This window comes from Streptomyces sp. S07_1.15 (assembly GCF_020739505.1).
In the GTDB taxonomy this organism is placed as follows: Bacteria; Actinomycetota; Actinomycetes; order Streptomycetales; family Streptomycetaceae; genus Streptomyces; species Streptomyces xinghaiensis.
Window position 1 is genome coordinate 6,666,735 of record NZ_JAJBZK010000001.1, and the last position, 12,990, is coordinate 6,679,724.

Below are 12,990 nucleotides of genomic sequence, written 5' to 3' on the forward strand. Positions count from 1 at the left end.
GAGCAGCATGGGCCGGATTCACTCCTGGGACCTGTCCACCGGCGTGGACGGGCCCGGGACCCGGTTCGTCCTCTTTGTGAACGGCTGCCCGCTGCGCTGCCTCTACTGCGCCAACCCGGACACCTGGCGCATGCGCGACGGGCGGCTGGTCACCGCCGACGAGGTCGTGGAGCAGATCGACAAGCACCGGACGTTCATCACCGCCGCCCGCGGCGGGGTGACCGTCACCGGGGGCGAGCCGCTGCTCCAGCCGGCCTTCACCGGCGAGATCCTGCGCCGCAGCAAGGAACGCGGACTCCACACCGCCCTGGACACCTCGGGGCTGCTCGGATCCCGCGCCTCCGACGAGATGCTCGCGGACACGGATCTGGTGCTGCTCGACATCAAGGCCTTCGACGTCGGCACCTACCGCAGCCTGACCGGCGGCCGGCTGGCCCCCACCCTCAGCTTCGCCACCCGGCTGGACCGGCTCGGCGTCCCGGTGTGGGTCCGCTACGTCCTCGTCCCCGGCTGGACCGACGACAAGAACTCCGTCGACGGGCTCGGGGAGTTCCTCTCCGGGCTCGGCAACGTCGACCGGGTCGACGTCCTGCCGTTCCACAAGATGGGCGCCGGCAAGTACGAGGCCCTCGGCATCCCGTTCCCGCTCCGGGACAACCCGGTACCGGACCCGGAGCTCACCGACCGGGTGCGGGAGCAGTTCCGCGAGCACGGGCTGCGGGCGCTCTGACGCAGAGGGGAGGGAACGGACCGGGGAGGCGGGCAGCGGCGGACCGAGCGCCGAGCAGTCAGCAGTGAGCAGTGAGCAGTACCAGCGGAACACAGCAAGTCCACAGCAGGACAAGGAAGTCAGGGAAGGACTCGTCATGACAACCCGTCGCGTGGTCGTCGGTGTGGACGGCTCGCTCCTCGCCGTACGGGCGCTGGACCGGGCCGCGGAAGAGGCGGCGCTGCGCGGCGCCGCCCTGGAGATCGGCTACGCGGTGCCCGATCCCGACGAGGCCGGGCCGGTCCTGCAGACCGCCGTCTCGCGGGCCCGGGTCCGCCACCCCGGGCTCGAGGTCACCGCCGTACCGCTCACCGGTGAGCCGGCCCGCGCCCTCGCCGACCTGGGCCGGGACGCGGCCCTCACCGTCGTCGGCAGCCGCGGCTTCGGCGGCTTCGCCGGGCTGCTGCTCGGCTCCGTCAGCCTGCGGCTCGCCGCGTACACCGAGAGCCCGCTGCTCGTCGTCCGGCGGGACGCCCACCCGGCCGAATACGGCGAGGTGCTGCTCGGCATCGAGAGCGACGAGGACGCCGACGCCTCGGCGTACGCCTTCGAAGAGGCCGAGCGCCGCCACGCCCGGCTGCGCATCGTGCACGCCTGGACCTACCGCTACTCGGCGCCCGACGCCCTGGTCCCCGTGCCCGCCACCTCCGTGCAGGAGGACATCAACCGGCAGGCCGCCGCGGAAGAGGCCGTGCCCGGCTTCGCCGTGGCGGGGCTGCGGGAGAAGCACCCGCGGGTCGGCATCGAGACCCGCACGGTCCGCTCCGGCCCGGTGCACGCCCTGCTGAACGCGACCCGCACGGCCGATGTCGTCGTCATAGCCTCCCACCGCCGCCCCGGCGAGAGCCGGTACGGCTTCCAACTCGGCCATGTGACACGGGCGTTGCTGCACCACGCGCACTGCTCGGTGGTCGTGGTCCCGAGCCCCGCCGAGGAGAGCTGACCGGACGCGAACGAGGGGGCCGGGTACTCCCGGCCCCGGGAACCCGGGAGGGGGCGGGCCGTTCCGCGACTCCTCCGCACCACCCACATCACCCGGCCGGCGGAACCGGGCGGCGGCCGGGGACTGCGCCCTCACGGGGCGGGTACCCGCCGCGGCCCGGGAAGCGGCCGGAGTACCAGGAGGAACGCGACATGCCCCCGAACACCAGGGAGAACGGCGCCGCCGTCCTCGTGGCGTACGCCAGCGAGCACGGTTCCACCCGCGAGATCGCGGAGCGGATCGCCGGCCGCCTGACCCGGGCCGGACACCGCGCCGAGGCCCGCCCGGTGGACGGGGCGGTGGACCCGGACCCCGGCCGCTACGACGCGGTGGTCGTCGGCAGCGCGGTGCACAACCAGCAGTGGATGCCCGAGGCGTCCGGCTACGTCCGGCGCCACCGCGCGGAGCTGGGGAACCGCCCGGTGTGGCTGTTCAGCGTGGGGATGAGCGCGGCCCTCGGCCGGCCGCTGCGGAGTATGGCGTCGCATCACGAGCCCAAGAACATGCCCGCACTGCGCGACGAGATCCACCCGGTGGGGACCTGCCTGTTCTCGGGTGCCGTGCGGCGCGGGGACCTCCCGCCCGCGGGCCACGCCGCCTTCAAGGCGATGGGCGGCCACTACGGCGACTACCGCGACTGGGACCGGATCGAGGCCTGGGCCGACGAGATCGCCCACCGCCTCCCGGAGGCGCAGGCCGCGTAGGGCCCGGGGCCCGTTGAGCCCTGGGCGGGGCGGGCGCCCGCCCGCGGGGTGTGCCTCGACCGCACATGCGTCCTTCATGGGCGTATGACACGCTTTGATCCCGGCTGGTCCGCGTCCGGAGAGGAGAGGTGGTCAGCCCATGGTGCTCCCCGTCGTGGCCGGTGTGGACGGCTCGGCCTCCAGCCTGCGGGCCGTGGACTGGGCCGCCGACGCGGCCGTGCGCCACGAGGCCCCGCTGCGGGTGCTGTGCGCGACCGGGCCCGCCCTCGGCACGCCCGTACCGGAGCTGAGGGAGAACGCCGAGCGCATCCGGGACCTGGCCCTCGAACACGCGCGGAAACGCGTCCCGTCGGTGGAGGTGACCGGCGAGATCGTGCCGGAGAACGCCGCCGACGCCCTGCTCTCCGCGGGCCGCAACGCCTTCGCCCTGGTCGTCGGCAGCCGCGGGCGCGGCGGGGTGACGGGCATGCTGCTGGGCTCCGTCGGCCTGGCCGTCGCGGGGCGCGCCGACTGCCCCGTCGTCGTCGTCCGCGGCGAGCCGGACAGCGGCACGGAACCCGTCGTCCTCGGCGTCCAGGACGAGGACGCCGAGGAGGCCACCGGCCGGGCGCCGGGCATCGAGGACACCGCGGAGGGGCGGAGCGCGGCCGAGTTCGCCTTCCGCGAAGCCCAGCGCCGGGGCTGCGAACTGATCGCCCTGCACGCCTGGCGGACTTCCGGCGGGGGCGAGCCGGACTCCGGGGGCCCGGAGGAGGCGGACGCGGCCGAGCAGGGCCGGGCGCGGGCCGAGAAGGTGATCGACGAGGCGGTCGGACCGGCCCGGGAGCGGTACCCGGACGTCGTCGTCCGGCGGCGGGCCACCGGGGGACCGGCCCGGCAGGCCCTGCTCAACGCGGCCCGCGAGGCGAGCCTGCTGGTGGTCGGCGCCCACGCCCGCCACGGCCACTTCGGCCTGCAGCTCGGCCTGGTGAACCATGCCGTGCTGCATCACTCTCCCTGCCCGGTGGCCGTGGTCCCGCAGGCCTGAGCGGGTGCCCCGGCGGGTCGGGCCACGCGGACGGGCCGGCGGCGGCCCGGTGGGCGCCGCGGACCCCGGTGGCCGACGGCACGACGGCCCGGCCGGGGCGACGGGCGGACGGAACCGGCGGAACGGCGGAACCGGCCCGGCGGAACCGGCCCGGCGGAACCGGGGCCCGGCGGAACCGGGGGACGGTCGGCCCGGGAGCGAGCCCGGCAGGCCCTGTCCGTGGCCCGGGCCCGGTGATGTGCTGGAGGGAGCACCGGGGCACCCGGCACACCCCGCCGGTCCGGCCGGGCACGGCCCCACCGGGCCGCGACCGGACCGCACCGGGGACCGGCGGTCCGGCGCCCCGCACCGGCCCGGGAACCGGAGCCGGGAAGGGAAAGCGGCCCAGGAGGAGGGCGTGATGCCGAGTCACATGGTCGTCGTGGGAATCGACGGCTCCCCGCAGAGCATGGCCGCGGCGGACTGGGCCGCCCTGGAGGCCCGGCGGACCGGCCGCCCGCTGCGCCTCGTCCACGCCTGGCACCCCCCGGCCGCCGACGCCGACCACCCCCTCCACGCCGAATCCCGCCACCGCTGGGTGGAGAACCGGCTGAGCGCGGTCCACCAGACGCTCGCCGAGCGCTTCCCCGGTCTGCGGATCGAGGTCGAGCGGGCCGCCGAGGCGCCCGTGAAGGTGCTCCTCGCGGAGGAGGCGGAGCTGCTGGTCCTCGGCTCCCGCGGGCTGTCCGGGATGTCGGGGCATCTGCTGGGCTCGGTGAGCCTGTCCGTCATCGCCCGCACGGCGCGCCCGGTGGTGCTGGTGCGGGACGGCTTCGACGGGCGGGCGGAGGAGGCCGGCACCGCCGTCGTCCTCGGGCTCGACCTGCGGCACTACGGCAACGCACCCATCGGCTTCGCCTTCCGCGCGGCGGCGGCCCGGGGCGCGCCGCTCCTCGTCGTCCACGCCTGGAACCCGAAGCTTGTCTACGGCTACGCCTCGGCCCCGCTGGACGAGGAGCTGACCGCGGAGCTCCAGGAGCGGGAGGAACGCTCCCTGGCCGGGGCTCTCGCGCCGTGGCGGGCCAGGTACCCGGAAGTCGCGGTCACCGGGCGGGTGGCGGCCGGGTCCGCGGGCCGGGTGCTGATCGAGGCCGCCGGCGGCGCGGGTCTGCTGGTCACCGGACATCAGCTCGATCACTCCGGGCACAGTTCGCGCGTCGGCCATGTCACCCACGGAGTCCTGCACCACGCCGCCTGCCCGGTGGCCGTCGTCCCCCACGACGGCGAGCCGGACGGCGACCGGGACGGCGGCCCGGCGGCCTGACGGGCGGCCCGGGAGACGACGGAACGGTCAGCGGCCCGGAACCGCCGCCGTCCCGCCCTCCCTTCCGCACGGCCGCCCGCCGGCCGCCCGCCCACCGGCGCGCGGTGCCCCGTGCCCGGCCCTCAGGCGAGGTCGAGAACCTCCTCCACCGGTCGGCGCGGTGTCCGCGGACCCGCCGGTCCGTAGCCGAGGCGGATCACCATCTGCACCACGCCCATGGACGTCTGCGGGTCCCGCACGAGCCAGCGCAGATCGGGCCACTCCAGGGCCTGCGAGGTCAGGGACGAGGCCAGCCCCTCCCGGGTGGCCAGCAGCAGGACGCGCTCCATGGCCTGGCCCGCCCGCAGCCAGTCGGCGGGACGGTCCTCCGCCGTGCCCAGCAGGGCCAGCTGCGGAGAGGTCTCGAACACGGCCTTCTCCCGGTCGGGCGGGGCGTCACGGCCCGCGAAATCGCGGACAGCGGCCCGCCCGCCGTACGGGCGCGGCCCGAAGGCGTAGTCCGGAACGCCGTCGCCGGCCCGCGCGGAGACGTCCGCACCGGTGCGGATCCAGCGTTCGAGTTCGGCGCGGAGGCCGGGGTCCGTCCCGGAGCGGCCCTCGGCGTCCTGGACGAGGGAGAGCACCGACCGCAGATGCCAGATGCCGGGAAAGGCGAGGTCGGCCCCTTCGGCACGGGCGGCCTCCGCCAGCCGGTTCCTGAGGTCCTCCGGGATGCGCCGGTCGGTGAACGGGGAACGGCTGGTGTGCCGGAGCGGAATGGCGGGCCGCAGCTCCGCCAGCCCGCCGGGGCCCGCGCCGGGCCCCTCCGCGCCCGGCGGCTCCGCGGAGGGCTCCTCCCCGCCGTCCACCGGCGGGCTGTCGCGTTCGTCCGGGCCGGTGCCGTCCGTCCCGGTCAGGTGCACGGAAGCCAGCAGGCCGGGGTCGGACGGGTCCGGCAGCAGCCGGACCCCGGGCCGCAGCCCCTCACCGGCCGCCGCCACCCGGAGGTTGAACAGCGCCGCGCCGCAGCCGATGTGCAGCGCCCGGTGCTCCGGGTCGGCGAGCGGCATGGCCCGTTCCGGGTCCCGGCGCAGCTCGACGGTGCGGCTTCCGGGGCGGTGGCGGAACCGCCAGGGCTGCGCGTTGTGCATGGACGGCGCGGCCGTGGCCTCGCGGACCAGGTCCGTGACGAGTGTGGTGTCGAGCGGTCGCACTGGCATACCGCACCTCCTCGGGTGGCGTGCGGGCCCGGCCCTCTCCGGCGGTCCCCCGGCCGGCGGAGGGGACGGTCCCTCCCTTCCACGGTAGATCGCCCCGCCTCCCCCCGGACGGGGCCGGACGCCGAGCGGGTGCGGCGCGGCGAGCGGCCCGGCCGGTACCGGGCGTTCCGTGTGCTCCGTTCGTTCCCGGTGCACCGGGCCCGGACACCGGCCGGCCGCCCTCGGCGGGACGGCGGAGACGGCGGGACCGGCGGGGACGCCGGGACCGCGGCACGGCCCTCCGGGGGCGGGCGCGCCGGAGTCCGGACCGGCGTCAGTCCGTCTCGATGCGGCGGCCGGACAGCCGCTCGGGATCGATGAGCACCCAGAAGTCGCGCACGCCGCCCGCCCAGGGTTCCGCATGGGTGAGTTCCGCCAGACGGCCGACCATGTCCGGCTCCGTGACGTGCCGGGCCCGCCCGACGACGAGCACGCTCCAGCCGCGGCTCATGGCGTCGTCGACCGCGTCGACCTCGAAGGCGACGCGGTGGCCCGCCGCCCGGGCGGTCGCGGTCCCGGGCGCCGTCCGGTACGCGAGCCGACCGGCCTCGACCACGTAGTTCACCGGGATGATCACGGGGTCGTCGGCGAGCGACAGGCCGATGCGCCCCACGCCGTGCGAGGAGAGCAGGGACCAGCACTCGTCGGCGTCGAGAGGCACCAGCCGGGGGTGGGCCGCGGCCCTGCTCCGGCCGGCCGGCCTGGCCGTACCGGCGCCGCGCAGCGCGTCGACGGAGGTCCCCAGCGCGCCGGCCAGCCGGGCGATGCCCGGCGCGCTGGGATCGGCGGAGTGCTCCTCCAGATACGCCAGATAGCCCGGCGCCATACCGGCCCGGGCCGCAGCCTCCTCGCGGGTGAGCCCGAGCCGCTCGCGCTGGAGGGTGATCCGGCGCCCGATGTCACCGGGGTCCGGAGTCCTGTGGGCCTTTCCGTTCTCCGTTTCCGACACGGCCACGTTCCTTCCGTCACAGCTCGGGGCTCCGTCACCAGGTTCGCCCGGTACGCCGCCGTCCGCCCGTCCGGAACGTCCGCCCGGCCGGGGCCCGGGCCGGGCGACGGCCCGGGAAGCCGGCGGCGGTCCGGACCGCCGCGGGGCCCCGTCCGCCGGCCGTGCCACGGGCCGACGGGTGCGGCCGGGGGAGCCGGGCCCGCCCGGTGCCCGGGGCGTGGGCGGCGGTGGTGCCGCCGGGCACCGGGCGGACCGGCCGGTTCAGGCGGGCAGGTCCCCGGCGGGTTCCGCCGCCGCGCGCGGACCGTCCTCCGCCGTCCCGCCGCGCCACGGCGGCGGAGCGGCCGAACGGCGGGCCGTCTGCCGGCTGTCGAGGGCCCGCTCCACCTGGCGGCGCAGCCGGTCCTGCAGGCGGTCGGTGGCCTCCTGGCTGGTGGCCTCCCGGGCGTGGGCGACCACCAGGTCCGGGCCCACCCGGAGTTCGGCCGCGGCGGTCCAGGGGTGCTCGGCGTGGTGGGCGTTGGCCTTGGCGATCCGCACGCCGCCGGTCACCGGGGGCAGCCCCTGCCGGTCCAGCACCGCGCCGATCTTCGCCCGGAGGTACTCCAGCACCCCCTCCTCGACGTTGCCCTCGGCGCGCACGCGCACGGCCTCGGTGCCGCGGACTCCGGTTTCCCTGGCAGTCATTCCGACCACTCCCTCGTTGCTCTTCCCGACAGCCCCAGTCTTCTGCCGGGGGCTCCGCCGGACCCAGGGCCCATCGGTCCCGGTACGGAGGGCCGGGAGACCTGCCGTTGATCACTTTCGTCCCGGTGCCCGCGGGGCCGTGCGGGCCGTTCACCGGCCCGCCGCCCGGTACGGCGGCTCCCACCGTCGGGGGCGGCACCGGCGTCCGGCCGGTGCCGCCCCCGGGGCCCTCAGGCGTGGGGGACGACCACGACGGGGCAGTGGGCGTGCTGGGTGGCGGCCTGGCTCACCGAGCCGATCAGCAGCCCGGCGAAGCCGCCGCGGCCCCGCTTGCCGACGACCAGCAGCCGGGCCTCCTCACTCGCCTCGACCAGGGCCTCCCGGGCACGCCCCCGGACCAGCCGGTGCTCGACCGGCACATCCGGGTAGCGGTCGCGCCAGCCGGCCAGCGACTCGGCCAGCAGCCGCTCCTCATCGGCCTTGAGCATCCCCGGCTCGTAGGCGTAGGGGGCCGACTCGTCCTCGGGCGGCGGCACCGGCACACTCCACTCGGACCAGGCGTGCAGGGCGACCACACCCGTCTCCCGGGCCGCGGCCGCCTCGAACGCGAAGCCGAGCGCCGTCTCGCCCGCCGGGGAGCCGTCGACACCGACCAGCACCGGCCCGGTGCCGTCCGTCCTGCCGCGGACCACCAGCACCGGGCAGTGGCTGTGCGCCGCGAGCTGCCCCGCCACCGAACCGATCAGCAGCCGGGCGAAACCGCCCAGACCCCGGCTGCCGACCACCATCAGGGCGGCCGAGCGGGACTCCTCCTCCAGCACGGTCAGCGCCTCGCCGGTGACGACCTCCCCGGCGGCCTCCACCTCCGGCGCGGTCGCCCGCGCCCGCTCCTCGGCCTCCGCCACGATGCGCTTCGCCTCGTACCGCAGGTCGCCCTCGACCGCCCCCAGCGGCATGTGCGTCGAAGGCCACACGAAGGCGTGCACCACCCGCAACGGGCGGTTGCCGTACGCCGCTTCGCGGGCCGCGACCTCGACGGCCTCCAGACCGGACGGTGATCCGTCCACCCCCACCACCACAGGACCGTTCCTCGCCATCACCGGTCACCTCTCCACTCGCTCTGTGTGTCCCCGGGCCGGATGCGCAACCGCGAGGGCGTCCGCAGGACCGGCCGGGCCGCTCCGGCGGACCGGGGCGGCGCGGCCGGGCGCCGCGGCCTGTACCGGGTGGTGTCCCGGTCTGCTCCCAGCACACCACCGCGGGACCCCGGACGGCAGGGTCCGGCGGGCCACTTGGCGGGGCCCACCGGCCCCGAGGGGTGGCGCGGCGGCCTTCGCCGCGCCCGGAGGGGACGGCGTCCGCGCGCCGAGGCCCGGCAGGCGGCCCGGGCCACCCCGCCGCTCCTGCCCGCGGCCGGTCCGCACGGGCCCCCGCGGACCGGCCGCTCACTGGTCCGCGGGGGGATCGGTGCGGGTCCTGTGCGGACCCGGGCCGGGGCGGGGCCCGCCCGCCGGCCCTGCCGGCCCCGGCCTCCCTCCCTGCCTCCCACGATGTGGCCCCGCACCCCGGGCGGCAACCGCGCGGACGATCCGGACAGCGGCCCGCCGGCCCGTGCCGCACAAGGGCCCACGGGCCCCGCCCGTACCCCGTAGGCCCTGTTGCAGCGCCTGTCCGTTGCGGGAAGGCTGCGAGCATGGTGAGGGACGAGCAGGCCCCGGTGGCGGCACCGCCCGCTGCCGGTCTGTCCGCGGCGGAGGCCGCCGCGCGGCTGGAACGGTACGGTCCGAACATCGTCAGCACGGCCCGCCCCACGCCGTTGTGGCAACGGATCGGCACACAGCTGCGCGATCCGCTGATCCTCGTGCTGCTGGTGGCCATCGCGCTGACCATCGCGACCGGCGACTACCTCGACACCGCGATCATCTCCTTCGTCGTCGTCGTCAACACGGCGGTGGGCGTGACCCAGGAGGTCCGCGCGGAGCGGGCCGTCATGGCGCTGCGCGAGCTCAGCGCGCCCGGCGCCCGGGTGGTGCGGGACGGCGAGGAGCGCCATGTGCCGTCCTCGGAGGTGGTGCCGGGGGACCTGGTGCTGCTCGGCGAGGGCGACATCGTGCCTGCGGACGGGGAGCTGCTGGAGGAGGCCGCGCTGCTCGTCGACGAGTCCTCGCTGACGGGCGAGGCGGAACCGGTGGGCAAGCCGCTGCCCGCGGACGGGGAGCAGCGGCCCGTCGTGTCGGCCGGCACCGTGGTCGTACGGGGCCGGGCCCGCTTCGTCGTCACCGCCACCGGCGCGGACAGCGCCACCGGCCGGATCGCGGCGCTGATGACGACGAAGCCCGCCGCCACACCGCTCCAGCGCCGCCTCGCCGCGTTCGGCCGGGTGCTGGCGGCCGTCGCCGTGGTGCTCTGCCTCGTGGTCCTGGTCATCGGGCTGCTGCGCGGGCAGGACCCGGAGCTGATGGCGGTGACGGCCATCAGCCTGGTGGTCGCCGCCGTCCCCGAGTCGCTGCCGGCCGTGGTCACGCTCGGGCTGGCGCTGGGCGCCCGGCGGATGGCGGAGCGCAACGCGATCGTGCGGCGCCTGCCGGCCGTGGAGACCCTCGGTTCCGTCACGGTCATCGCCACCGACAAGACCGGCACCCTCACCGAGGGCCGGATGTCCGCCCAGCGGCTGTGGACCCGGCACGGCACGGCGGCCGTCTCGGGCACCGGCTACGCCCCCGAGGGACGGGTCGAGCGCGAGGACACCGAACTGCGGCCGGACACGGCACCGGACGTCACGGAACTCCTCACCGCCGCCGTCCTCTGCAACGACGCCGCCCTGCAGGCCCCCGACGCCACGGACGGCGAGGACGGCCGGAGCGGCGAGGCCCGTTCGAGCGCCCAGGGCGACGAGGCCGACTGGCACGCCCTGGGCGACCCGACGGAGGCCGCCCTGCTCACCGCCGGGGCCCGCCTCGGCCTCGACCGGGAGGCGCTGGCCCGGGAGTGGCCGCGGACGGAGGAGATCCCGTTCACCAGCGACCGGGCCCGGATGACCACCGTCCACCGCCGGCCCGGCGGCGGGCTGCGCGTCGTCTGCAAGGGCGCGCCGGAGGTGGTGCTCGTACCGGAGGTGCTCGCCGACGGTGCCGGGACGCTCGCGGAGGCCGCGGAGGCCGCCGGCCGGCTGGCCGGAGAAGGCTACCGGGTGCTGGCCGTGGCCGTCGCCGACCGCGCGGAACCGCCGGAGGGCGGCGGGGACTGGGAGTCGGGGCTGAACCTGCTGGGGCTGATCGGCATCCTCGACCCGCCGCGGGAGGCGGCCGCCGAGACGGTGGCGGCCTGCCGCCGGGCCGGGATCATCCCCGTCCTCATCACCGGCGACCACCCGCTGACCGCCGGGGTGGTGGCGCGGCGCCTCGGCGTGGTGGAGGCGGCGGACCAGGCGGAGGAGGCGGAGGAGGTCACCACCGGCGACCGCATCCGCGACGGCTCCGCCGGAGATCTGACCAGGCCGCGGGTCTTCGCCCGCACCAGCCCCGAGCAGAAGCTCGACATCGTCCAGGCCTGGCGGGGCGCGGGGCACGTCGTGGCCATGACGGGCGACGGTGTCAACGACGGCCCGGCGCTGCACCGGGCGGACATCGGCGTGGCCATGGGCCGCCGTGGCACCGAGGTGGCCCGGCAGGCCGCCGACCTGGTGCTGGCCGATGACGACCTGGGCACGGTGGTCGCCGCCGTCGAGGAGGGCCGCCGCGTCTACGCCAACGTGCGGCGGTTCCTGCTGTACGGGCTGGCGGGCGGCGCGGCGGAGATCCTGGTGATGCTGTTCGGCCCGTTCCTCGGCATGCCGCTGCCGCTGCTGCCCGCCCAGATCCTCTGGATCAACCTGCTGACCCACGGCCTGCCCGGGGTGGCGCTCGGCGCGGAGCCGGTGGCGCCCGACACGATGCGGCACCCGCCGAGGCCGCCGGAGGAGAGCGTGCTCGGCGCGGGACTGTGGCCGCGCATCCTCGCCATGGGCCTGGTGATCGCCGGGGCCTCGCTGGGGGTGGGGATCTGGGCCCACGAGACCGGGCGGCCGTGGCAGACCATGGTCTTCCTGGTGCTGGGCGCCACCCAGCTCGGGGTGGGCCTGGCCTCCCGGGCGCGGCCGGGCACCTTCACCAACCCGTTCCTGCTGGTCGGGATCGCGGCCGCGCTGGCGCTGCAGATCGCGGGCGTCTACCTGCCGCCGCTGCAGAAGCTGCTCGGCACGGAGGCCCTGAGCGCGGGCGACCTGCTCATCGGCTGCGCCCTCTCGGCGGTCGGCTACGCCGCGATGCGGCTTCAGGTGCGGCTGTCCGCGCGTGCGGGGCGGTCCGCCGGAGCGGAGGAACCGGAGGCCACCGGAGATCCGGGGGTGCCGGGGGTGCCGGAGGACCGGGAGCGGGCGGCCGGCCGCTGAGACGGCCCGGCGGGTGCCCGGGGCGCCCGGGGGGCCAGCCCGGACGGCGGGGCGCGGCCGGGCGGGCGGCCGGGGCGCGGCCCGGGGCCGCACCGGCGGCCGTCCCCCCGCAGGACGGTGTGTACGGGCGAGCGCCCGTGCCGGCCTCGGCCCGTCAGACGAGAGGGCCCTCCCGGACCGGCCCCGTGCCGTTGTGGTCGACGTGCTCGCGCACGCCCACCACACCGTCCACCCCCCGGCACAGCCGGACGAGCACCGGCACCAGCCGCCGCGACGGCACCGTGCCGCCCAGCAGGACCTGGCCGTCCGTCACCTCGGCCGTCACCCCCCGGGCGGCGTCCCCGACGGTCTCCGCCAGGACGTCGTGGAGGATCTCCGCGCGGATCGCCTCGTCCGTGCGGAGGAAGACCCGCAGCAGGTCGCGGCGGCTGATGATGCCCAGGAGCCGGTCGGAGGCGTCCACGACGGGGAGCCGTTTGATGCCGTGGATCTCCATCAGCCGGGCCGCCTCCACGACCGTCCAGTCCGGGCGGACGCACACGGCGGGCGCCGACATGATCTCCTCGGCCCGGGCGCCCTCCGCCTTGGCGCGCTCCCACGCCTCCAGATGGGGCATGGGGGAGACGCGGTCCCCGGTCTCCAGCCGGTCGGTGGCCTTCCGCAGCAGGTCGTTCTCGGAGACGACACCGACCGGGCGGCCCGCGGCGTCGACGACCGGCACGGCGGTGACCCGGTGCTCGGCGAGGAGCCCGGCGAGTTCCTTGAACGGGGTGTCCGGCCGGACGGACACGACGTCCCGGGTCATCAGTTCTCCGACCGTGCGGTGGCGCATCGTCCCGCTCCTCTCTCCGTCCGCCCGTCCGCTCAGCCGTCCGCCGTGTGGCCGGGGCCCCCGGCGGCGT

11 protein-coding genes are annotated in these 12,990 nt (G+C 77.0%); 6 read left to right on the plus strand and 5 right to left on the minus strand.

Annotated elements, in window-relative coordinates:
* Positions 1–7: 7 nt before the first annotated feature.
* From pflA to LIX60_RS28715, 5 genes are all read left to right on the plus strand, one after another.
* Positions 8–730 (plus strand): pyruvate formate-lyase-activating protein, encoded by a 723-nt coding sequence (gene pflA / locus LIX60_RS28695; RefSeq protein ID WP_227962013.1) that lies wholly within the window; start codon positions 8–10, stop codon positions 728–730.
* Between the two features lie 136 nt (positions 731–866).
* Entirely contained in the window at positions 867–1,712 is an 846-nt protein-coding gene (locus LIX60_RS28700) for a universal stress protein (protein ID WP_227962015.1), read from the plus strand.
* Positions 1,713–1,903: 191 nt separating this feature from the next.
* On the plus strand, positions 1,904–2,455 hold the full coding sequence (locus LIX60_RS28705; protein ID WP_227962016.1) for a flavodoxin domain-containing protein: 552 nt from the start codon (positions 1,904–1,906) through the stop codon (positions 2,453–2,455).
* A gap of 139 nt (positions 2,456–2,594) precedes the next feature.
* A complete protein-coding gene (locus LIX60_RS28710; protein ID WP_227962017.1) occupies positions 2,595–3,482 on the plus strand; it encodes a universal stress protein in 888 nt (295 codons plus the stop codon).
* A 400-nt stretch (positions 3,483–3,882) separates the two neighbouring features.
* A complete protein-coding gene (locus tag LIX60_RS28715) occupies positions 3,883–4,785 on the plus strand; it encodes a universal stress protein (RefSeq protein WP_227962959.1) in 903 nt (300 codons plus the stop codon).
* Between the two features lie 122 nt (positions 4,786–4,907).
* On the opposite strand, the gene LIX60_RS28720 is transcribed toward LIX60_RS28715, so the two are convergent.
* The 4 genes from LIX60_RS28720 to LIX60_RS28735 form a co-directional block, all read right to left on the minus strand.
* Positions 4,908–5,984: a nitroreductase family protein gene (locus tag LIX60_RS28720; RefSeq protein WP_227962018.1), complete on the minus strand. Its 1,077-nt coding sequence runs from the start codon at positions 5,982–5,984 to the stop codon at positions 4,908–4,910.
* A 313-nt stretch (positions 5,985–6,297) separates the two neighbouring features.
* A complete protein-coding gene (locus LIX60_RS28725; protein ID WP_227962019.1) occupies positions 6,298–6,972 on the minus strand; it encodes a pyridoxamine 5'-phosphate oxidase family protein in 675 nt (224 codons plus the stop codon).
* 261 nt (positions 6,973–7,233) lie between these two features.
* The gene (locus LIX60_RS28730; RefSeq protein WP_227962022.1) at positions 7,234–7,659 is read right to left on the minus strand and encodes a hypothetical protein; all 426 of its coding nucleotides are present in this window, start codon (positions 7,657–7,659) and stop codon (positions 7,234–7,236) included.
* Between the two features lie 230 nt (positions 7,660–7,889).
* Positions 7,890–8,756, minus strand: coding sequence for a universal stress protein (locus LIX60_RS28735; protein WP_227962024.1), 867 nt, complete (start codon positions 8,754–8,756; stop codon positions 7,890–7,892).
* A 596-nt stretch (positions 8,757–9,352) separates the two neighbouring features.
* Between LIX60_RS28735 and LIX60_RS28740 the strand changes: the two genes are divergently transcribed.
* Positions 9,353–12,088: a cation-transporting P-type ATPase gene (locus tag LIX60_RS28740; RefSeq protein ID WP_227962026.1), complete on the plus strand. Its 2,736-nt coding sequence runs from the start codon at positions 9,353–9,355 to the stop codon at positions 12,086–12,088.
* A gap of 154 nt (positions 12,089–12,242) precedes the next feature.
* Here the strand turns inward: LIX60_RS28740 and LIX60_RS28750 are convergent, their stop codons facing one another.
* Positions 12,243–12,920: a CBS domain-containing protein gene (locus tag LIX60_RS28750; protein WP_227962028.1), complete on the minus strand. Its 678-nt coding sequence runs from the start codon at positions 12,918–12,920 to the stop codon at positions 12,243–12,245.
* Positions 12,921–12,990 lie beyond the last annotated feature (70 nt).

Excerpts from the sequence above, each read along its gene's own strand:
- pflA (WP_227962013.1), top strand. The coding sequence starts at position 8 with ATGGGCCGGATTCACTCCTGGGACCTGTCCACCGGCGTGGACGGGCCC.
- LIX60_RS28700 (WP_227962015.1), top strand. The coding sequence starts at position 867 with ATGACAACCCGTCGCGTGGTCGTCGGTGTGGACGGCTCGCTCCTCGCC.
- LIX60_RS28705 (WP_227962016.1), top strand. The coding sequence starts at position 1,904 with ATGCCCCCGAACACCAGGGAGAACGGCGCCGCCGTCCTCGTGGCGTAC.
- LIX60_RS28710 (WP_227962017.1), top strand. The coding sequence starts at position 2,595 with ATGGTGCTCCCCGTCGTGGCCGGTGTGGACGGCTCGGCCTCCAGCCTG.
- LIX60_RS28715 (WP_227962959.1), top strand. The coding sequence starts at position 3,883 with ATGCCGAGTCACATGGTCGTCGTGGGAATCGACGGCTCCCCGCAGAGC.
- LIX60_RS28720 (WP_227962018.1), bottom strand. The coding sequence starts at position 5,984 with ATGCCAGTGCGACCGCTCGACACCACACTCGTCACGGACCTGGTCCGC.
- LIX60_RS28730 (WP_227962022.1), bottom strand. The coding sequence starts at position 7,659 with ATGACTGCCAGGGAAACCGGAGTCCGCGGCACCGAGGCCGTGCGCGTG.
- LIX60_RS28735 (WP_227962024.1), bottom strand. The coding sequence starts at position 8,756 with ATGGCGAGGAACGGTCCTGTGGTGGTGGGGGTGGACGGATCACCGTCC.
- LIX60_RS28740 (WP_227962026.1), top strand. The coding sequence starts at position 9,353 with ATGGTGAGGGACGAGCAGGCCCCGGTGGCGGCACCGCCCGCTGCCGGT.
- LIX60_RS28750 (WP_227962028.1), bottom strand. The coding sequence starts at position 12,920 with ATGCGCCACCGCACGGTCGGAGAACTGATGACCCGGGACGTCGTGTCC.